At 41.6% G+C, this 22,308-nt stretch carries 18 protein-coding genes; 7 read left to right on the forward strand and 11 right to left on the reverse strand.

Features of this window, described 5'->3' with window-relative positions; genetic code table 11:
- Nucleotides 1-7 precede the first annotated feature (7 nt).
- From OCV27_RS19640 to OCV27_RS19650, 3 genes are all read right to left on the reverse strand, one after another.
- Nucleotides 8-991, reverse strand: a complete 984-nt coding sequence (locus tag OCV27_RS19640) for an AAA family ATPase (protein WP_125322709.1) — start codon at nt 989-991, stop codon at nt 8-10.
- A gap of 113 nt (nt 992-1,104) precedes the next feature.
- Nucleotides 1,105-3,423, reverse strand: coding sequence for a cytochrome c3 family protein (locus tag OCV27_RS19645; protein WP_125322710.1), 2,319 nt, complete (start codon nt 3,421-3,423; stop codon nt 1,105-1,107).
- Between the two features lie 144 nt (nt 3,424-3,567).
- Nucleotides 3,568-5,115 (reverse strand): arylsulfatase, encoded by a 1,548-nt coding sequence (locus OCV27_RS19650; RefSeq protein WP_125322711.1) that lies wholly within the window; start codon nt 5,113-5,115, stop codon nt 3,568-3,570.
- Between the two features lie 343 nt (nt 5,116-5,458).
- On the opposite strand from OCV27_RS19650, the gene OCV27_RS19655 reads away from it, so the two are divergent.
- From OCV27_RS19655 to OCV27_RS19665, 3 genes are all read left to right on the forward strand, one after another.
- Nucleotides 5,459-7,009, forward strand: coding sequence for an arylsulfatase (locus OCV27_RS19655; RefSeq protein WP_125322712.1), 1,551 nt, complete (start codon nt 5,459-5,461; stop codon nt 7,007-7,009).
- A 120-nt stretch (nt 7,010-7,129) separates the two neighbouring features.
- Nucleotides 7,130-8,242, forward strand: a complete 1,113-nt coding sequence (locus OCV27_RS19660) for an OmpP1/FadL family transporter (protein WP_125322713.1) — start codon at nt 7,130-7,132, stop codon at nt 8,240-8,242.
- A gap of 194 nt (nt 8,243-8,436) precedes the next feature.
- Nucleotides 8,437-9,234 (forward strand): substrate-binding periplasmic protein, encoded by a 798-nt coding sequence (locus OCV27_RS19665; protein WP_125322714.1) that lies wholly within the window; start codon nt 8,437-8,439, stop codon nt 9,232-9,234.
- Nucleotides 9,235-9,406: 172 nt separating this feature from the next.
- On the opposite strand, the gene OCV27_RS19670 is transcribed toward OCV27_RS19665, so the two are convergent.
- From OCV27_RS19670 to OCV27_RS19695, 6 genes are all read right to left on the reverse strand, one after another.
- Nucleotides 9,407-10,222, reverse strand: a complete 816-nt coding sequence (locus OCV27_RS19670) for an HNH endonuclease (protein ID WP_125322715.1) — start codon at nt 10,220-10,222, stop codon at nt 9,407-9,409.
- A 330-nt stretch (nt 10,223-10,552) separates the two neighbouring features.
- Nucleotides 10,553-11,596, reverse strand: coding sequence for a GMP reductase (locus OCV27_RS19675; RefSeq protein ID WP_125323218.1), 1,044 nt, complete (start codon nt 11,594-11,596; stop codon nt 10,553-10,555).
- Nucleotides 11,597-11,847: 251 nt separating this feature from the next.
- Nucleotides 11,848-13,326, reverse strand: a complete 1,479-nt coding sequence (locus OCV27_RS19680; protein WP_125323219.1) for an NAD(P)H-hydrate dehydratase — start codon at nt 13,324-13,326, stop codon at nt 11,848-11,850.
- Between the two features lie 85 nt (nt 13,327-13,411).
- Complete coding sequence (locus OCV27_RS19685) at nt 13,412-13,855, reverse strand: PAS domain-containing protein (protein ID WP_125323220.1); 444 nt, start codon at nt 13,853-13,855, stop codon at nt 13,412-13,414.
- Nucleotides 13,855-14,859, reverse strand: a complete 1,005-nt coding sequence (locus tag OCV27_RS19690) for a response regulator (protein ID WP_125323221.1) — start codon at nt 14,857-14,859, stop codon at nt 13,855-13,857. The genes OCV27_RS19685 and OCV27_RS19690 overlap by 1 nt, the downstream gene beginning before the upstream one ends.
- 178 nt (nt 14,860-15,037) lie before the next feature.
- Nucleotides 15,038-16,165, reverse strand: coding sequence for a response regulator (locus tag OCV27_RS19695; protein WP_125323222.1), 1,128 nt, complete (start codon nt 16,163-16,165; stop codon nt 15,038-15,040).
- Nucleotides 16,166-16,518: 353 nt separating this feature from the next.
- On the opposite strand from OCV27_RS19695, the gene OCV27_RS19700 reads away from it, so the two are divergent.
- Complete coding sequence (locus OCV27_RS19700; RefSeq protein WP_125323223.1) at nt 16,519-18,075, forward strand: methyl-accepting chemotaxis protein; 1,557 nt, start codon at nt 16,519-16,521, stop codon at nt 18,073-18,075.
- 109 nt (nt 18,076-18,184) lie between these two features.
- Here OCV27_RS19700 and OCV27_RS19705 read toward each other — a convergent pair whose 3' ends face one another.
- Nucleotides 18,185-18,646: a TetR/AcrR family transcriptional regulator gene (locus OCV27_RS19705; protein WP_125323224.1), complete on the reverse strand. Its 462-nt coding sequence runs from the start codon at nt 18,644-18,646 to the stop codon at nt 18,185-18,187.
- Nucleotides 18,647-19,137: 491 nt separating this feature from the next.
- Here OCV27_RS19705 and OCV27_RS19710 point away from each other — a divergent pair, with 491 nt between their 5' ends.
- Nucleotides 19,138-19,437 (forward strand): YfcZ/YiiS family protein, encoded by a 300-nt coding sequence (locus OCV27_RS19710; RefSeq protein WP_125320774.1) that lies wholly within the window; start codon nt 19,138-19,140, stop codon nt 19,435-19,437.
- Between the two features lie 111 nt (nt 19,438-19,548).
- Entirely contained in the window at nt 19,549-20,148 is a 600-nt protein-coding gene (locus OCV27_RS19715; protein ID WP_125320775.1) for a leucine-rich repeat domain-containing protein, read from the forward strand.
- A gap of 24 nt (nt 20,149-20,172) precedes the next feature.
- Here the strand turns inward: OCV27_RS19715 and OCV27_RS19720 are convergent, their stop codons facing one another.
- Nucleotides 20,173-21,276, reverse strand: coding sequence for a 1-acyl-sn-glycerol-3-phosphate acyltransferase (locus OCV27_RS19720; protein ID WP_125320776.1), 1,104 nt, complete (start codon nt 21,274-21,276; stop codon nt 20,173-20,175).
- A gap of 195 nt (nt 21,277-21,471) precedes the next feature.
- On the opposite strand from OCV27_RS19720, the gene OCV27_RS19725 reads away from it, so the two are divergent.
- Entirely contained in the window at nt 21,472-22,095 is a 624-nt protein-coding gene (locus OCV27_RS19725) for an AraC family transcriptional regulator (RefSeq protein WP_245986697.1), read from the forward strand.
- The last annotated feature ends 213 nt before the right edge of the window (nt 22,096-22,308 follow it).

Genomic DNA, 22,308 nt, shown 5'->3' on the forward strand with positions numbered 1-22,308 from the left:
CTCCTGCCTATCCGATTTCTACGCAATCAAGCAGCTCTTGAACAACACGTTGATGATCCACTCCGTCTGCCAGCGCATCATAAGACAGAGAAAATCGGTGACCAAGTACGGATGGCACCATAGCACGAACATCGTCAGGCGTTACGTGGTCACGCCCCTGTAACCATGCATAAGCTCTAGAACACTTATCTAATCCAATGGACGCGCGAGGGCTGGCTCCAATTTCAAGCCATTTTTTCAGCATAGACTCTGAATAACGATCGGGTTTACGCGTCGCCATCACTAAAGCAACAATGTAATTTTCTACTAACTCAGAGACGGCAACGTCAGGCAGCTGACGGCGTGCTTCGATAACAAATTCAGGGTCGATGTGCCATGACGATTGTGGTTTGTCTTGAGATCGAGAACTCGTTTCTTCACTACGCACCAATCGAACAATGTCACGCTCGGCCTCATCTTGTGGATAATCCACCGTGACTTTCATGATGAATCTGTCCATCTGAGCTTCTGGCAATGGATAGGTGCCCTCTTGCTCTACTGGATTTTGCGTTGCAAGCACCATAAACAGTTCAGGCAGTACATGGGTTTTATCGCCAACAGTAATTGTGCCTTCGGCCATAGCCTCAAGAAGGGCCGCTTGCACTTTAGCAGGAGCACGATTGACCTCATCAGCTAGGACAATACTGTTAAAAATGGGGCCGGCTTGAAAGGTCAGCCGATGTTTACCTTCTAGCTCTTGATAAACTTCAGTTCCTGTTACATCTGACGGCAATAAATCAGGCGTGAACTGAATACGGCCAAAACTGGTATTAAGCCTCTCTGCTAACGACTTTACAGAGCGTGTTTTAGCCGTACCAGGTAGCCCTTCTAACAGCACATGTCCGTTGGTAAGCAAACTTATCACTAATGCCTGAACCACATGGCTTTGTCCGATGACACTTTTTTCAGTTTGTTTGATTAATTCATTCATGGCTTGCTGTGCATGATTCATCGTATTCCCTCAATGTGCATAATGTTTGCTGTGTACAGCCTACTCACAAGCTCTATAACTATTGGTTATAAACTTAATACCTAACATATTTAAAATGCTGCTAAACACAGGCTCTATCCACCATTGGTACTTAATACTCGTGCCCTAAGTTGTTGAATAACTTGAGGTGGAACAAGTTTGCTCAATTGGTTAACACACTTTTCAAACGCAAAAGCGACACCACCAGCTTTATAGTTACGCGCTAATACCTCACATTCAGCGTACAGATGCTGAGGGTCACCTCCGACCTTGTAGGCCGTATGTAGCGCTTTACTAGCAGCAACAACACTACTTTTTTCCAGTGCAAGCCCATAAACATACCAATAATGTGGATTACGCTCAGCGATTTCAGCGGCCTGTTTTAAATACTTAACTGCTTTGGTATTGTCTTCAAGTCTCAGCCACGCTAAACCTGCGCTGTAAGGCAACGCACTTGATTTGGGTTGAGCTTTCATACCGGCGACAAGTGTCGCTATAGCTTTACTATCATGACCTTGCGAGCGATATAGATCGGCTAAATTGACGTAGCTATTTTCAAAGTAAGGTTCAATGTCAATCGCTTGTTGATAAGAATCAATAGCTTTGGCCGTTTCACCAATATCCCGATAGACGTTAGCAAGGTTCGTTCTGCCAAAACCTCTATCCAAATTAAACCTCTGAATATCCATATAGTCATTGAGTGGAGATTGGATTTTCTCGCGCTGAAGCGGATTCATCTCAACATAATAACGAACCAAAGCGCCCGCCGCTTCTGCTCTAACAGACAGTACTGAATCGCTCAAAAGCGGCTCTAATATTTGCCACCTATCGCTAAATGGATAACCTGAAGACCCCGCTATAGCACCGAGGCGTATCATGTCATTTTGATGCTTAACAGAACGTGCCAGAGAAACCAGTGTATTCTGACCAGTATTTCCACTCATACGCTCTAAAGCTGACGCACGGATAATGTCACTTAATGAAGAGTCCTGTGCAGAATATGCCAAGGCATCCGGCGCTCCGCTATGCCCAATTGAATCGGCATAGAATGCCAATGAAAAATGGCGTTGGTTACGATACTTAGAGTTAGGAAACCACTGACCGATTTGCTTATCGGCCCATTGAGCCGTTTGATCTGCGTGACAAGAAGTACAGACATTGGGCGTATTAATATGTTGACTCACGTCAGGGCGAGGAACATGCCAACTATGATCACGTCGTGGGTCAACCTGCATATACGTAGTTTCAGGCATATGACAAGTGGTACACTTTGACGCTTTGGTATTCGCGGTATGATAAGTGTGTTTTTCTGGCGTATAATCAGATGCAGAGTGGCATTGCAGACATACCGCCTCTTCATCGATCTTAAGATCAGCGCTATGCGGATCGTGACAGTTGGTACAAGTTACTCCTTTTTTCGCCATTTCTGATTGTAAAAAAGAACCATAAACATATACCTCGTCATAGATTTGTCCATCAAAATGATAAAGTTCTGGAGTAATTAAACTCAGGCGATATCTATCAAGAAAAGCGCCATTGATATGGTCACCCGTTTCGTTAAGCTGTGTACGGCGACTGTGGCATTGAGCACAGGTTTGCACTTGCTGCGTGATAGTAATATCTTTAGGCTGTAACGTACTGTGTCCTTCCTGTTGGACCCACTGCTTAACGGCTTTGGATAAATCGCGTTCAAAACCATAATGCCCTACTTCATTACTCCACTGCTTCTGCGATTTACTCAATGCAATATGTTGACTTGCTGGCCCATGACAAGCCTCACAACCAACATTAATCTCAGACCAAGTGGTAGAATAGGTATTTAACTGCGCGTTATAGTTTTTTTCTACATTGGTTGAATGGCAATCAGCGCACATGAAGTTCCAGTTTTGCCCTGAGTTGGTCCAATAGAATTCGTCTGTCGGAGTGGTATCTGGGTAGAGGTGGAACCAACGTTGTCCCCCCTCTTCTATCACCCGCGCATCCCATGCAAAAGGGAGCAGCTGTACTCTTCCATCTTCAAACTCGACCATGTATTGTTGCAGTGGCTCCCAGCCAAAAGTGTAGCTGACTTTATAATCATGCCAATTCCCGTCAGGCCCTTGAATATTAACCCAATATTCCTCCCCATTACGGAAGAAACGATTCGGTTTATCTTGTAAGGTAAAAATATGGTCGTTGAAGTCACCTAATACCGATTGTGAATCGGCGTGTTTCATCGCCATGTCGTGGTGAGAACCTTTCCATGCCTCTGATTCTTTTTGGTGGCAGTCAATACAGACCTGACTGCCAACATAGCCAAGACTGGAAGAGTTATTTGATTTCAACATTTTTGAAAACGAAGGCTGCACAAATATTAACAATATAATGAGAACAAATAGACGCTTTACGACCTGACCTCTTGCCCACTGAATCATAACTCCCCTTGTAATAATTATTATTTCCTAAGCCAAGATAGAGGAATTTCACCATCAAATACAATTAATTGCATAAGTTGAAGATGGAATTATTATCAGGATCAAATAAGGGGCCATAAACTGGCCCCTCTAACAATGATGTATTTACTTGTTATGACTTTCTTGCAATTTCTCCATCACTTGATCAAGTGAGAAGCTCGCTGCTTTCTGCCTTGGTGGAAATTCTTTAAACGTTTCAAGAAATTTCCCAACATAGGCTTGTGCTGGAACCAGCATATATGCTCTATCTATCATCCAATCATAATAAGTATTTGATGTGATATCAGCGACTTCATACGGATCCATTCGTAGATTGAAAATTTTTGGTAAACGTAGCTCTACAAAAGGTTCTGCCCAAATACGCAAAGTACCTTCTACCCTCTGCTCCAAGAAGACTATTTTCCAGTTGTTATAGCGAAGTGCGGTTAAATCGCCATCATCGGAGAAATAAAACACTTCTTCTCGCGGACCTTTTCTCTCTTCACCGGTCAAATAAGGCAAGAAATTGTAGCCATCAAGGTGCACTTTATAGTTTGTCCCGCCAACAGAGTCGCCTTTGACAAGCTTCTCTTTTACATCGTTTTGACCTGCTGCTGCTAGGAAGGTTGGCATCCAATCCATGTGATGCATGATTTCATTTGAAACACTACCGGCTTGTACCTTACCAGGCCAACGTACCATGGCTGGAACACGGAATGCACCTTCCCAGTTAGTATTTTTCTCACCACGGAATGGCGTAATACCAGCATCAGGCCAAGTATTCATGTGAGGGCCGTTATCGGTAGAGTAAAATACAATTGTGTTATCTTTGATGCCCAGCTCATCAACTTTCTTCAATAGCTGACCAACATGATTATCGTGCTCTACCATAGCGTCAGCGTAGTAACTGATGCCCGTTTTGCCCAAGTTATCTTCTTTAACGTGAGTGCGAAAGTGCATACGAGTTGCGTTCCACCAGACAAAGAAAGGCTTCTCTGCTTTTACCGAACGATCCATAAAATCAAGTGCGGCATCTAAGGTTTCTTCATCCACGGTTTCCATCCGCTTACGCGTTAATGGGCCAGTATCTTCAATTTTTCCATCGGCAAACGATTTAATCACGCCTCTAGGGCCAAATTTCTTACGAAATTCAGGGTCTTTCGGGTAATCGACGTTTTCCGGTTCTTCTTCAGCATTTAAATGGTAGAGGTTGCCAAAAAATTCATCAAAACCATGGTTAGTTGGAAGGTGCTCATCTTTATCACCTAAGTGGTTCTTACCAAACTGCCCCGTCATATAACCAAGTGGTTTTAGTAGCTCAGCGATGGTCACATCTTCTGCTTGTAGGCCCAAATCAGCCCCAGGCAGACCTACTTTGCTCAAGCCTGTTCTTAAAACTGTTTGGCCGGTAATAAATGAGGCTCGACCTGCCGTACAAGATTGCTCACCATAATAATCGGTAAACATCATACCTTCTTTTGCAATGCTATCGATGTTCGGTGTTTTGTAACCAACTAACCCAAATGTGTATGCACTGACATTGGTTTGACCAATATCATCACCCCAAATGACCAGGATATTGGGTTTTTCTGCTGCGATACTGCTCGTCGTCACACCGAGTAAAGCAGCGGCAAGAATCGCTAGCCGGCGTTTCACGCCATATTTCACTGTCATATAAACCTCTGTTTGTAATAGAAAATGCATTCCGCACACAAACTTATAGCCGACAAAACAAATCAATGCGAACCTAGTAGCATAAAAAATCCTAAACTCAAACCTAGATCTTATAACTGTGATTTTTAAGTGAATTAACGTGATATAAGTCGAGCTTCAGCTCCATCAGAAAAACAGAAGCAAGTGATATTAACCTTTTTAAAACAATAGCTTAAGTTACCACATAACCTATGGTTATAAGCAGTATAAAGCGACACTATCCAATAGCAGCATTAACGTATTTAGCCAACGAAGTACGGAACACACCTTACTCGTTTCAACTTACAACCAACTTGGAGTTTTTATGGCTAACCAAATAAGCAAGCTTGCTGTTGGTATCGGCATACTCGCGACCTCAGGGGCAGCAATGGCCGCAGATAAACCAAATATCTTAGCAATATTTGGTGATGATGTGGGTTACTGGAATATCAGTGCCTACAATCAGGGCATGATGGGTTATGAGACCCCGAATATTGATCGCATAGCCAATGAAGGGGCATTATTTACTGATCACTACGGTCAGCAATCTTGTACGGCAGGTCGAGCCGCATTTATTACTGGTGAGGAACCATTCCGTACCGGCTTGCTTACTATAGGCATGCCAGGTTCAGCTCATGGTATACCAGATTGGGCACCAACCATCGCCGATCTTCTAAAAGAACAAGGTTATATGACCGCACAATTTGGTAAGAACCACTTAGGTGATCAGGACCAACATCTTCCTACTAATCATGGTTTTGATGAGTTTTTCGGTAACCTTTATCACCTCAACGCAGAAGAAGAACCAGAAACCTATTACTACCCTAAAGATCCAGAGTTTCGTAAAAACTACGGTCCTCGTGGTGTGATTAAATCCTTCGCTGACGGTAAGATTGAAGATACCGGCCCGATGACGCGCAAACGTATGGAACATGCTGATGAGGAGTTCCTAGAAACCTCGCTTGCCTTTATGGAAAAAGCCGTTAAAGCCGACAAACCTTTCTTTATTTGGCATAACACAACGCGTATGCATGTTTGGACCCGTCTACAAGAGAAATATCGAGGTAAGTCTGGTGTAAGTATTTATGCGGACGGCATGTTAGAGCATGATGATCAAGTCGGGATCTTACTCGATAAGCTAGATGAGCTCGGCGTAGCAAATAACACCATTGTTATCTATTCAACCGACAATGGCGCGGAAACGGTCACTTGGCCAGATGGCGGTGCTACACCGTTCCATGGAGAGAAAGGCACCACTTGGGAAGGTGGCATGCGTGTCCCTCAGCTTGTTCGCTGGCCTGGTGTTATCAAACCTGGTGCCAAATATAACGATATGATGGCTCACCAAGACTGGTTGCCAACTCTTCTTTCTGCCGCGGGTGTCCCCGATGTAAAAGAGAAATTAGCCAAAGGCTATAAAGCCAATGGTAAAGACTTTCACGTTCATATCGATGGCTATAACTTCATGCCTTACTTCCAAGGTAAGCAAAAGCAAGGTCCCCGTGAATCTCTGATGTATTTTTCATCAAATGGTGAGTTAAATGCAGTGCGATGGAATGACTGGAAACTCAACTTTGCCACTATGGAAGGCAATATTTCAGATGCCACACGAGCCACGCCTAACTGGCCTCAAATCATCCATTTACGTGCAGACCCATTTGAAAAAGCGCCCAAAGAATCAGGCATGTACCTGAGATGGATGGCAGACAACATGTGGCTATTTGTTCCAATTCAAGATGTAGTTGGACAATTCACCAACACATTGGAAGCTTACCCACTGCAGCAAGGCGAAACTATGAACCCCGCTGATATGAGCTACCGCTCGCTGTCTCTACAGCAAAAGCTCAAGCAACTTGATCAGCTCAAAAAACAGTAATCCAAGAATAGGTCCCAAGCGCAAGGACGCGCTACCTTAAACTCGAGATGACGTCGCTCAAAGAGTCGGCGTTATCCACCATCCATTTACATTAATGGTATAGATATTTGCAGGTTTACCATGAAAGCTATTAACAACATCGTTGCTGTAGTGCCAATGATACTTATCACCAGTGCCCACGCTGGAGGCCTTTATCTTTATGAAACATCAACTACTGATATCGGACTAGCATCAGCTGGTATGGCGGCCCGAGCTCAAGATTCATCGGTTATTGCGGCCAACCCAGCTGGCCTTGCCAATGTAGAGGGAAAATCCTTTTCAGGTAACTTTATTAACCTCTATGGCGATGCCACCTTAGACACAGTAGGAGGCGGTAACGCAGGAAACACTATCCAATATGTTCCGTTAGGCTCCGCTTTTTACAGCCAACAGCTGAACGAAAATTGGACAGTTGGTGCAGGCATATACGGCAACTACGGATTAGGCCTCCAATACGAGCATTTATTTTCTCGCCTTGAAGTACCCAGTGCAACCACCCAAGCTCTAACGTTCCAACCATCAGCTTCATACCGAATTAACGACCAATTATCGCTTGGTGCCTCTCTGGGAGTCCACTATGGCATATTTGACCTAGAGGCACACTCCAGCAATTCCAATACCGTGAACATCGACCAACACGACACTGATGTCCAAGTTAATGGCAAGCTTGGTCTATTTTATGAATTTAGCGCAGACACCCGCATCGGCATATCTTATACCAATAAAGCTGAATTTGAGTTTGATTCCAGCAATGCAGTAGCCCCTCAGCAACTCGTGTTTAGTGCCTTTCACAATATTAACGATAAACTTGCCGTCTTGGGGAACGTTAACTGGCAAGACTGGAGTGATTACCAAACAATAATGGGCGCAGACACTCAAGATACCTATCAAATCGCATTTGGCACTCAATATAAGTTTAATAGCCGCATCACATGGAATGCAGGTTTTGCCTACGATTCAAGCATGTTTACCGACCAATCTCATGGTGATATTACTATTCCTGCCGGTAAAGCTTATAGAATCGGCTCTGGCATTGATTACCAATTGGATGACTCCAATACTATCTCAGTTGCCTTAGAAGCCACCTTGATTGATCCTTCAGAATTCCAAGGGCCACTTGGCAATACAGTCGCACAATTTAATGACCCCGCGCTTTATTTCCTAAGCCTTGGTTACAGTTGGAAGAGCCATTAACTCGCCTTATTCTTAACAGCACTATTCACCTGCAATGAAATAAACTCGTGAATAGTGCGGCTACATAATTATTTTACCGACTTCCAAGGGTGGTTTACCTCCAATAAGCCCGACTTCATTTATCGACCAATTCCTCACTTAGTCAACCGTATTGTCTATACTTCACCTTAGTTGCAGACTATTTTGGCATTGTTATGGCAAGGATATACGTGGTTCTAATATTTACGCTCATCGCTCTTTCCTCTAAATCTTATGCAAGCAATAACCTACAACAAGTAAAAATTTGTTTAGGTGATGGCAGTCCATGGGTTCCATATACAATATGGGATGAAAATCTTTCCAAAGTCAAAGCAACTGATATAACGGGAATTCTGCCAGACTTAGTCAAAGAGATATTCAGTAAAACGCGCTACGAATACACCATATCACCCATGTCTTGGTCGAAAGTGATGCGAGACATGAAAGCCAAAGGCTCACAATGTGATGTGGCTATATCTACAAGCCTTAAACACCAAAATGTCGAATTGATGGACTACGCATTTCCTCTATATAAATCCAGCCTTGGTTATTTCTACACCGGTAGTGATAGTGTCTGGGTAGACTTATCCAATATCAATAAAAATCAAGCCTGCGGTATAGTAGGTTATAACTACGAACATTTTAACTATAAAAATGAGATAAATCTTGTCGATAGTACCTCTAAGGCTCTGAGTCTATTAAGTAAAAACCGCTGCCAGATATTTCTAAGTGAAATTGAGCCTATTTTATATGGAATGGAAAAAGGCCTTTATCAAATCGATCAAAAAATATACAACTCGCAAGACAACCTACTGTACAAAGTGACTGATGAGAAGGCCTATTACCTAATTGTTAATAAACAGACTCACAATGCCGAAGCAATATTAGCAGACCTCAACCAAAGGCTTACTGAAGTGCAACAAAATGGTACTTTCGATGCTATTAAATCAAAGTATTTGAAAAGTTATAAGTGAAAACCTCAGTATGAGTTACTGCTAGAAAGGCCATTAATTCGCTCGCCTTCTATTTATATTCATTTAATACTATGGTCAATCACCAGTTAGGAAAATAGCTGGTGATTTTACAATTAGCTTCATCCACTTATTTCAAGAGTTGAATAAGAATTAGTGATAGCTAGATAATATATTAATATCCATAGTTATAGCGGTGGTATGCAAGATAAACTTCCTGCGCTCGGGTAAAACGTCCAACATTAAGTGGATACTCAACTCCCCATATACGCAGCACTGAAATAACTTTATCGTTTGCGACTAACAAATCGCCATTTTGCGTGAACGAAATCCATCCTTTATCAAATAATTTATCTATATGCGGAGATAGTAAAAGACCATTATTACCATCTAAACGTTCATGATTTTGACAGTCACGCCATGGCTTACAATGGCTTGCAATTAAAAATGATTTATCCATTAAACCTGTCACTCGACAAAAAGGCTCAACCCGTTCAAGGTTTTTTCTATATCTACCTTGCCCTTTTCTTGCAATGATTAGTTGTTCTTTTTCCGTTTCGGAAATATCGCGATCCAATTGAATGCCATTTACAGCATCCGTGTCTCGAATTTCATGTTCAGGGTCGTCGTATAGAATGCATGATGTATTATCATATTCAAAACTTGCGAGTTTAAAAAGAATATGTGCCAATTCATCACTAATACTTGCTAAATAACAGCCTTGATTTCCATTCCCTGACTTCTGGATAGGGGAGTATTTTTCTGGAAGGTATGGTCTGATTTCCTCAATATGATCTTTGGGTCGAAAAGGGTTATCGAAAATCATCCAGTCTACTTTTACCAACCACCCCTCGTTACCCCAATAGCTTCCTTTAATGCCAAAATCATCTGGCTTAGTAGCAGAAACACATGACTCTATAACTTCACCAGCTGCTTTTATCTCAGCAAACGCAAAAGAGAACACAATATCCCCAACACGGGTCTTTTGCATATTTTCGTAACTTTGGTTTCTAGCTCCATTAGTATTTGTCTTCGGCGACCAAATGTAACCACCTGTAATTTCTTCTTTGAAAGTCTGTTTATGATTAACCCACCAGTACACGCTTCACTCTAGTTGCATATCAAACTGAGCATCGAGTGTTACACAACCTATTTCATTAGCCTAGATATTTAATTAATAAATATATGAATTTATTAACTTAAATCATATTGCAAGGGGAATTATCTAATCAAGATATCCACAAGTACCCGTACAACACAAAAAAAACCGCAAACGCGGCTTTTTATATGTAAATGTCGTTTTTACTGAAACGTTGGGGCTTTACTCTCTTCCAAATACGTTATTCTCTTGCTCTTGTACACGGATGAAAGTGGTACGTTTGGTAAGCTCCTTAAGCTTTGCTGCGCCTACGTAGGTGCAGGTTGAGCGTACGCCGCCAAGGATGTCTGAGATAGTATCGTGAACGCTGCCACGGTAAGGCAATAGTACGGTTTTTCCTTCGGCTGCGCGGTACTGGGCTACGCCACCTGAATGTTTCTTCATGGCGGACTCAGATGACATGCCATAGAATTTCATAAAGGTTTTGCCGTCTTTTTCAATCAGCTCGCCGCCCGATTCTTCATGACCAGCTAACATGCCGCCAAGCATAACAAAATCAGCGCCGCCGCCGAATGCTTTTGCCACATCACCCGCGCATGAGCAACCACCATCACCAATGATCACACCGCCAAGCCCATGAGCAGCATCACCACATTCAATAATCGCTGATAGCTGAGGGTAGCCAACGCCGGTTTTCACACGCGTGGTACACACAGAGCCTGGGCCAATACCCACTTTTATGATATCCGCGCCCGCTAAAATAAGCTCTTCACACATATCGCCAGTCACGACATTACCCGCAGAAATCACTTTGTCTGGGAACGCTGCTCGTACTTTTTCGATGTATTCAACAAGATGCTCAGAGTAACCATTAGCAATATCGATACAGATAAAAATAAGCTCATCACTCAGCGCCATGATGTCTTTGGTCTTTTGGAAGTCGGCTTCGGATGTACCCGTTGAAACCATGACATTTTTCAATGTGGCTGCATCGGCTTGTTTAACAAACTGAGCCCAATCGTCCACCGTGTAGTGCTTGTGAACCGCGGTCATAACACCATGTTCAGCCAGCGCTTTTGCCATATCAAAGCTACCAACCGAGTCCATATTCGCAGCAATAACAGGGGTTCCTGACCATTGACGGCCGCTATGCTTGAATGTAAAATCGCGGGTCAATTCAACTTGAGAACGGCTTTTTAGCGTTGATCGCTTTGGGCGAAATAGTACATCTTTAAAACCTAACTTAAGTTCTTGTTCGATACGCATTGTGCATTTCCTTGATTCAATAGTGTAAGTGTCACTGGCAAACTGCGATGTAAAAGCGTTGGCAGACGCGATTACTGTTCCTCGGACACAAAAAAACCGGAGCGTTGGCAGACGCTCCGGTTTTCAGCATTATAGGCTGTGATTTATTTCCCGCAAGACTGATAATTGCAATTTTTTTGTGGTACCATTTCGAATGTCTGCAAACCAAATTTCACCTCAGTAATACGTCATATCACACTCACCCAACTGCTCTAATCATTAGCCAAGATGCGTATATATGGCAACAAATCGCTGGCACACAAACCACGTTCTCCATTAATTTTCGCTTCTTTATCTGCTGCAATACTATGAATCATCACCCCTTTTACCGCAGCACTAATGAGATTTTCGCCTTGGGCTAATAAGCCAACAATAACGCCTGTTAATACATCCCCCATACCTGCGGTTGCCATCCCTGGATTACCTGCATTGCAAACATAGGTATGCTTACCATCAAATACTAAAGTACCTGCGCCTTTTAGCACAATAACGCCGCCATATTGATCATGTAGTTTCTTTATTGCCAAATACCTATCACCTTCGATTTCATCAATTGAACAGTTGAGTAATCGCGCTGCTTCGACAGGGTGAGGCGTTAATATTCGCAGGTCATCCTTATTTGGATTACTCGCCAGAAAATTGAGGGCATCAGCATCAAGCACTTTATTAAGATTTAATGCGCAGACCCTGTCAAACATCTGCTTTGAGACTTCATTTGTGCCAAGCCCTGGCCCAATGGCAATACAATCACACCATTGGTTAACCCGTTGCTCCACAGACCATTCATCTTGCCATGATGAAGCCATCACTTCAGGGCAAGTTATTGTCGATGCCATAGTATTTTCTGAGTGCGTCAGCAAAGCGGTTAACCCCGCGCCAACGCGCATACAAGCTTGGCTACTGAGCAGGGCAGCACCGCCCATTCCTTGGTTTCCACCAATGATAAGCGCTTTACCATGATGACCTTTATGGGCCGCTTTATTTCGCTTTGTTAAGGGGCCAAAATCTTGGGCAGAATTTAAAAGATAGGCTTTAGGTAAGTTTTGCTGATCAAACACATCTTCAACATCCAATCCATTAAAGTGAACCTCACCAGTATAAGCACGTGCTTGGCCAGTAAATAATCCACATTTAAGACCAATAAACGACACCGTATGTTGCGCTTTTACACTCACACCCAAACAGCTTCCGGTATCACTCGATAACCCCGAAGGCAAATCGACAGAAATAGTTTCAATATCACTATTATTTGACTTTTCAATAAGTTGAGCCGTATATGTCCGTACTTCTCCATTAAGGCCCGTGCCTAATATGGCGTCGATAATGCAGTCAAAATCTAATTTTTTTGAAAAGTCCGGTACACCAATTACACCACCAAGAGAGAGATACTCATTATAAGCCGCCAAAGTGTCACCAGAGAGTTTCTCTTTATCAACACTTTGCCATACTAAGACCTGCATTCCGGCTTCGAGCGCCAACTTTGCCACTACATAGCCATCTCCCCCATTATTGCCGCCGCCACAAACAACCAGTACACGCTTACATTTTGGGTATTGCTGGATCATTACCTCAAACACTGACTTTCCTGCTTTGAGCATGAGCTGATACATAGAGATGGATTTAGCGTTTGCGGCTTCTACTTCGCCAGATTTAACTTGCTCGGCGCTATATAACGGTATTCTTGATGACATTTCTTCCCCTAAATATAACAAGGGCCAGACTAACGCTGACCCTTTTAAACTGTATCTCTGATTATTTTTGCCTATACATGTAACGTTATTTGTGTGGACTAATTACACTTAACGCTTCAGAAGTCGCATCCTGAATAGATAAAAACAATGACTTTATTTCACCTGTAGGCGTTCTCATTGGGTTCAATGCAACATTTTGGTACATATATCTTGCCTGTTGGGTCACAGGGCGAACATTTCGGCATTTAAATAAATATTGGCGCTGATGCCATGTGATAAAACTTCTGCAACCTAGATCGTACACAGGTTTGGTTTTCATTTTAAACCATTCTTCTGGGATCTCTGGAAAAATCTCAAAAATAGTTTTATCAATCGCATCATGGCCATGAATACCACTGTGGTGCGTCATGAACCCGTTCCAAACTTGAACTTTATATTCTCGGTTAATAACGATAAGACCCAAGTCGACATTTTGTACCATATCGACCATCCAATGAAACTGCTCAAATTCAGCAGGAAGATTGACCATCAGAAGTCCTCCATTAAATATGATAACTTGTCGTCGAGTAATGGAAGAGACTCATCCACAAACATGAACAATAAATCACAACGTATTGCTGTTCCATCAATGTTATAGCTCACTTCAAATGTCATGGTTTGTTGAAATGAGCCTTCTGTATTTTGAATAATAGAATCAATTGAGATATGTTGTCCTAACAGCACTGGCGGGCTTTGAAAAAATCGAACTTCAGCCTGCTTACCCAAACCGTTAAGAAACGAACCTACCAAGATATTAGATACGTCCATCAGTAATTCTAGTTCCTGAAGTTCCTCACTTTCAGTCGGTACTTTCATCAATTTTTTCAGGTCACAGACGCTAGAATCACTCAATATAACAAGGGCTTCTCCTGCGACCCCTTCACCACTAAAACCCTGACAAACTCCAGAAACTTGGTCATTGTCGGCAAGATCTCTCAATGCCATTTGCAATTCACTAACTTCCAAAATATTAACATTAGGTAAAGGAAGATGAACAAACACATCGAAGTGCCTCGCAAGTGCATCGGCAGCCACACCGATTGCTACGTTTGCTACTTCACGGTAGATATCTCGACGTTTAAGCACCGGAAGATCAAGTGCTGGTTGTGCTATAAGCTGAGGCTGGGACTGTGGTTCAACAAGTTCTTTAAGCACGCTGTTAAGTATGTCTTTGTCTATTGGTTTCTGGATAAAGGCTTTGGCACCAGAAGCCATAACACGTTCTTTCGCTTTGGGCTGAATGTCACCTGAGACAACCACCACTTTGATATCAATCCCGCGAGCCTGTATCTCATCCAGAGTGCCAAAACCGTCAAGTTCAGGCATGGTCAAATCAAGAAACATGATTTTGAATTCGTTTTGTTCTAATTGCTCTAAAGCATCTAGACCATGGACAGCAAACGTGATTTCTGCATTAAGGGAAGCTGGTAATGAGCGAGCCATTTGCTTGCGAGCAAGAGCAGAGTCATCACAAATGAGAACAGGTAAAGACATTCACACACCTATCACTGTTATAGTTATCAGTAATTTCAGTGTAACAGATGATGAGATTATCGAAGGAGCCTAAAGCAAAAAAATTTACAAGCTCGGAGGAGATAATTCATCATTGCCAAACAACACAGAACCTACTAACAAATGGTTACACCAAAAAAGATAAATCGTCCTATGTAGACTATTCATCGTCAGACAAAAAATTAATTGCTTCGTCTTCAAAACCGTCATCTCTAAATTTAGTCGCTATTTCTCTAAATACATGTTCAACATTTAGAAAAGCTTCTACGACAAGAGGTTCAAAGTGGCTACCTCCTCCTTCTGCGATAATTTCAAGTGCTTTATCGTGCGGAAAGGCGGGCTTATAAACACGCTCACAAATTAGAGCATCATAAACATCTGCAAGCGCCATTAAACGAGCACTTAGCGGGATATCCGTGCCCGATAGTCCTTCTGGGTAACCACTACCATCCCATTTTTCCTGATGACTATAGGCAATTTCTTTCGCTATAGTTAAAAATTCACATTTAAAGTCAATCGAATCTTCCACCGACATCAAAACCGCTCGGCCCAGTATAGTGTGACGCTTCATCACATCAAACTCTTCTGCCGTTAACTTACCAGGCTTTAAAAGCACTCCGTCAGGGATCCCGACTTTTCCAATATCATGCAGCGGTGCTGACTTATATAACAAGGTAATGGTTTCCGGCGTTAACTCGTCGGCATAGTGCCCCATATTAATTAATTCTTCTGCTAACACTTTTACATAGTTTTGCGTACGGCGGATATGATTACCTGTTTCATTATCACGCGTTTCCGCAAGCGATGCCATCGCGCCAATAGTTGCATCTTGTATCATTTCTAACTCGTATGTACGCTCTTTTACTCGCTTTTCAAGTAATTCATTTTGCTTAGCTAACTCGTTGACCGCATTTTTCAGCTTTAAGTGAGTATTAATACGAGATATCAATATCGGAGGGCTTACTGGTTTGTGAATATAGTCTACGGCACCTATTTCAAAACCCTTTTGCTCATCTTCAATTTGCGATTTGGCCGTTAGGAATATGATTGGAATATCAAAAGTATCTGGGTCAGCAGATAGCCGTTCGCAGACTTCATAGCCATCCATCTCTGGCATCATGATATCCAAAAGTACAATGTCTGGTTTTTTTTTCTTACAAATATTAATCGCTTGTTGACCACCAGTTGCAACAAACAGGCGATGGTGGGGTTTTAGCAACCCACTAAGCAATACTCTATTTTCAGCATTATCATCAACAATAAGTACGCTAGTCAGATGCTCACTCATTCCCACTCCCGGGACTACTTGCACCCACAGATTAATGTGGACTTAATGATTTACTCTAGAGCTTGATGAAATTGTACGCCGACTCCCAACCATTTACGAGCTCTTCGAATTTCTTAAGTATCGAAGTACAACTAGCACTCGTCAAGATCTTCTATCATCGCCCTCTAACCGCACCAATAACAATAACAATATTATTAAAAAGGTTAACATCGACTAGATCGTAAGATTATGCTGTAAAGGATAACGACTGAAGTTACTAGATACTTCGACGTTCTCAAATATCCATTTTTCTGCATATACTAATGACAAATACATTAATTCCAATGTAGCTTAGACTAAACAGGGTTAGCCCAATGCGCGTAAACAAGCCAGTGACTCAAAAAGAGGTCACTTATCCGCCAGAGTTTAACTTGCTCTCTATAACGAAAACGAGCAGTCACATCATTTATGCCAGCAAAGAATTTTGTGACGTTGCAGGCTACACAATCGATGAACTTATCGATCAACCCCATAACCTTGTTCGTCACCCTGATATGCCACCAGAAGCATTTAAAGATATGTGGGATTTTTTGAAATCGGGTAAGTCTTGGATGGGGATTGTCAAAAATCGCTGCAAAAATGGCGACCATTATTGGGTCGACGCCTTTGCTTCCCCAATCAAAGTAAATGGGAAAATTGCAGAATACCAATCGGTCCGTTTAAGCCCTAGTCGTCAACATGTTGCCAATGCAGAAAAAATCTACGCCCAGCTCAAAGCGGGTAAAACACCTACCAAGCTTAAAATACCTCGGACACGCTTGTGGCAAAGACTTGGAGCTGCATTTTTATGCTCTGGTATTATTTCTACCGCTGTAGCAAGTCTCTCTCCTATTGCCGCAATCTGGGTATTTTTTGTATTGGCTACACTTTCAGGCTTTTGGCTAACAAGACGTTTAGAAGCAATCTCCAAACAAGCTCGAAAGGTATTTGATAATCCATTAATGGAGTTAGTCTATAACGGTGAAGTAGATGATATATCAGAAATTTCTTTAGCAATGAAGATGAGACAATCTGAGCTCAATGCGGTCGTTGGCCGGATTCAAGATTCAAATCAGCAAATTGCTACAGCAGCACAGTCTTCTGCTAACAACTGCGAAACAACAGCAGATAATCTTTCAGGACAAACATCGGAAACTGAGCAAGTCGCTGCTGCAATCAATCAAATGCACTCAACCGCTCATGAAATTGCTCAAAATGCGCAAAATGCTTCTGATGCGACTGAAAAGGCTAATGCAGCGGTCGTTGAAGGCAAAACATCGGTCGAGCAAACCCTCACATCTATGAATGAGCTTTCCAGTCAGTTAGAAGTCGCATCAGGTGTTGTGCAGCAACTCTCTGAACATGGACGTACCATTGGTGAAGTACTCGTTGTTATACAAGGTGTCGCAGAACAAACAAACCTTCTAGCTCTTAATGCCGCTATAGAAGCCGCTCGAGCTGGCGATCAAGGCCGTGGTTTTGCAGTAGTTGCTGATGAAGTGCGGAAACTTGCTCAGCGAAGTCATGAATCGACAGAAGAAATACAGAACATCATTAAGCTCATTCAAACCAGTACAGATAAAGCCGTCCAGGCAATGGATGAAGGTAACAAGCTCTCTGAAGTGTGCGTAAGTTGCGCTGACACTTCAGGGGAAAAGCTGGATGCATTATTTGGCCAAGTGACCGATATATCTGATCGCAATAATCAAATAGCGACCGCCATTGAAGAAATGGCTCGAGTTACTGAAGATATGAACTCCAGCGTTCAATCCATTAGTGAGGTGTGTTCAGCGACCAACATTCTTGCCAGTGACACGAAAGAAGAATGTGAAGGCTTAGTCGAAAACTTAAAATCCCAAGGCCAATTGGTCAACCAATTTAGAAAGATATAAAAACTTTCCAAGTGGAAGGCATTTCCAAATCCAGTTGATCTTTTGCAGTTTAATTTGGTTCAATACAAAAGATCAACAGACCCACATAGTAGCTGTGAATATTGTTAGTTTATTTTGACATTTTTACCAGTGACTTACCGATCAGCCACTCGATTTCTTTAGCACTATTTCCACCAAACTGAGACTCTGCTGTTTGATATAAACGATCAATGCCAAGTTTCGCAAAATCATGCGTATTCTGTGAAGTCACAATATGGTGGAACAGCAAACGAAGTATTGCCAAAAATTCTGAGCTGTCTAATGCTCTATTCCAACTATCTGAAAAGTCTTGCAAACTGCCATCTAAGCTCAGATGTTCAACAAACATCTTAAAAATTCGCCCATCGAGGGCCGCCGTGAAATCTGTTTTTTTAGGGAAGTGGTGGCTAATGCCTGTTCTCGACACGCCTGTTTGCTGGCTCAGAGTAGTGTATGACATTTTGTCATACCCTAAACGTAACAGCTGGTCCACGACAGCATCCATGATCTTCTGAATCGTGATTTCGGTCTCTTCTTTACTACGCTTTGGCATGTTCGGGCTCTTCTCTCTATAAATCCATCTAACTTAAGCAAATTACTTATGATGCCTATTAACTATCCTACATAACATTAGACAAAGACCTTTGAAGGGATAACAACAAAAACACCATCGAATCTAAGACAGTTCTTGAATAAACCAATGTTTATAAGGTCATATAAGATAATTTTATACACCACGACATCATCGAAATTTATAAAAATAACAATTGCTATCTTTCTTTTATATAATTTAGCTTCCGATAATCGTATAAATTAAGATTGCTTACAACTCGATAAACACTATCCTCAACCGACAAACACATGATATTTATTAATATATGACTAAAATCACATTATCTAACATGTCTATCAATGCTAAAGATTTTGCAACCTTCTTATAACATAACATTTTATAAAAGTATTTATTAAGGCTAATGGATTTTTGTGGACCACTATCGAATATATCGATAAAATAACCTTAATTTTTGTAAGAGGATTATCATAATGAACACAAAACAGGAGAGTGCCGAGATCTGTGAGGCATGTGGCTGTGCTGGTGAAATGGGTTTCATTATTAAAGAAGGTGATGATATTGCAGAAGTCACCATTCATTCTGAAAACAAAACCATGCTAGAAACTGAGTTAGAAAAATACATCGACTTAGCTTATCAAGTATCCAAAGATGTTCAATACCACGTAACAACGCTCACAGAAAACTCAACCCAACTTAATGCTAAATTTAAATTTAGTGTCAGTGCTGAAAAATTAATTTTCGAACTTAAGGCTCGCTCTCTAGCCCGTTAAAAATAAAAAGCGGGCGATATGTCCGCTTTTGCTTGCAATCTCGATATATAATATTGACCCGACATTGGCCCGTCGTTAATACTTATAATAAATCACTTTTAGGGTCACGATATGAAGCAATGGTTCGCCATTATCATAGCCGGTTTGTTTACTACTAAGGCGCTAAGCGAACCGATAAACCATTACCACATTCTTAATCATATCGACAACTATGGTAATCTGGACTTACGTAATAAGCCTTATTCCGAGTTGCCAGCAGGTTTAGTCGTCAAAGGTAATCTCAATATTGCCAAAACAAGCATTAAAGAGATTCCAGCTGATGTTGATATTCAAGGAAGCTTAGATGCTTCAAATAGTGCACTAAAAAAGATAGCTAAAGGTGTCAACATAAAGGGTTATGCGAACCTACTCGCTTCACAAATGACTCGCTGGCCAGGTGGTGTCAAGGTTGGTGGATATATAAACCTAACAGATACACCTTTGACTAAACTCCCAGCACGTTTAAAAGTAAAAGGAGATCTGAGTGTTATTAGAACACCTTTAGATGCATTACCTGAAGGGATAGTCGTTGAAGGTAACCTGTATATTGGTGGTTCAAAAATCACTGAATTTCCCAATAAAATGACCGTAAAAGGAAATATTTTCCTCGGTGGTAACCGTATTTCAAAATGGCCTAAGAGTTTAAACTTAGGTGGGGCTGTTGCGCCATAGAAAAAGTGGAATAAAGACGCTAATTTAAGCGCCCTTATTTTTAAGTGGGTTGGCATAACTTGCAAGTAAGTGAGCCTGCGCTTCTTCTGGCAGTTGATTCATCTTACTAGACAATACATCTTTGATATTCTGTTCAACCTCTTCATTACCTGCTGCTAATTCATTGATTGGATAAAGTTTATAGTTAGCATGTATTTGGCGATCAACTTCTTCAGCCAGCGCTTCTGGAGAGTCAAACTCACTATTAATCACATCACCAAATGCAACATGTACGCGCCCTTTTTCACCAACAATACCTTGAATAATACTGTAGATATCCTCAAACTCACTTTTTTCATAGCTGCCGCGAGTCTCAAGTTCATACAACTCCAGCGCTTTAGCGATATCGCAAGGATCATTTTCATACGAAATAGACACAGGGACTATTCTAAGAGACTGTATATATTCGGAGAATTCAATTTTTTGCTTACGGCCCTCTACATGAAACATTTTAAGAATAACTGGGTCGGTAAAATCATTCCCATCCTTAGCTCGCCCTTCTTTCTGTGCAATCCAGATCGAGTTTCCTGAGTCTAATGAATGCTTGATATAACTAGATAAAGTACCTAATGCTTTCATCATTTCTCGCGGCCCCTTAACAGAGCGCTTAACAATAAAGCTCTTATTAAGCCTCATCAACTCGGTAGCGCATGGCTTTTTCAGCAAGTTATCGCCAATCGCAATGCGAACTGTTTTGTGCTCACTTTTGCTCAAGCCGTAATTCACCAATGCTGGATCCATCGCAATATCCCGATGATTAGAGATAAATAGATACGACTTCTGTTGGTCCAATTTATCCAGACCTGAGTACGTCACACCTGCCGTGGTTGTATTGAGTGTTTGCTCAAGGTACTTCTTCACTTCCGTCTGAATACTATCGACAGAGTTGAGCTTAGACCACTTCATTTTAAGATAGACCTTTACCAATGGTGACATCAGAGTCTTTAACCAGCTAGCGTGGCGAGCAAATCTATGCTGAAGAATTGCACTGATGAACTCTTCATCGGCAATCAGTCGATTGATCGCAGCTGGAATTTCATCGTCGTTGTATGGACGAATATCAAAATAAGGGTCTTTATTAGCAGTCATGTATTACTTATTCTCGTAGGAAACATGCCTATTCTACGCTGAGAACGGGTGATTAGCAGCTATAGTTCGCAATAATAATTAAGGTCCGACCAGCATTGATTTACTGAATGGATCAAAAATCATTGTTAAGTTGGTTTTTATCACTAGAAACGTTACCCTTAACTTCTCCTGCACCATAAGAGTCCGAATCAACCTATGCATTACTCAATCTCCAATCATAATGATGATTTTCCCTATCTAGTAGTGCAGCATAGAAGAAAAAGCCTTAAGCATATACTACTAAAAGTAGAACAAGGAATGGCTTTGCTAAAGTTTGGTAAAGTTGAATATGTCATTGAAAGAGGTCAGACCGTCTGGATTCCATTTGATTCATTATGCGCTCTCACTTTTTTCCCCAGAACTCAAGTTCAAAGAGTCGAGGTTTCATCTCGAGTTTCAGCATTGCTGCCTCAAAAAGGTGGCTACGTACAACTCAACGAATTAACCACCGCAATCCTTAATAGGCTATTAGATAGTCAGCAATCTCATGAGTCACAGCAGAAGCTCCTCGTTGTACTACTGGATGACCTGGTAACCTTAGATCCTAAGTTGATGGAAAGTAAACTGACTGCCTACCTTAAACAATGGTCACCATCAATAAGCGACAATAAGCTTTTGGCAGAACAGCACTTAGCACTTAAATTAAGGGAAGCAACCAAACGCATGCAGTCAGGTGTAAAAAGATCCAAGGTTATCGCTGATTTATTCGAAAATAACCACTTTGTTTTTACACAATTAGAGCAAAGTATTCTTGGGTATACCTCCGCTGAAAGCTCGTAAATTTAAAGATAATTTTTAGTTTAAATTCCATATAAACAGCTGAATATTAAAATAATATAAATTGGCACAAACTCAGCCATAAGCAGGTATAAAAACAGGTTCAATAAGATAACTCCGGCTAATTTTCCCTATTCAAAGTAAAAAAATAACATTTGGCACACCCTGATAATGAGCATTTGCTCACTATCGCACTATAATAGAAGACATAAGCTT

The sequence above is a fragment of the Vibrio pectenicida genome, from assembly GCA_024347015.1.
Lineage (GTDB): Bacteria > Pseudomonadota > Gammaproteobacteria > Enterobacterales > Vibrionaceae > Vibrio > Vibrio pectenicida.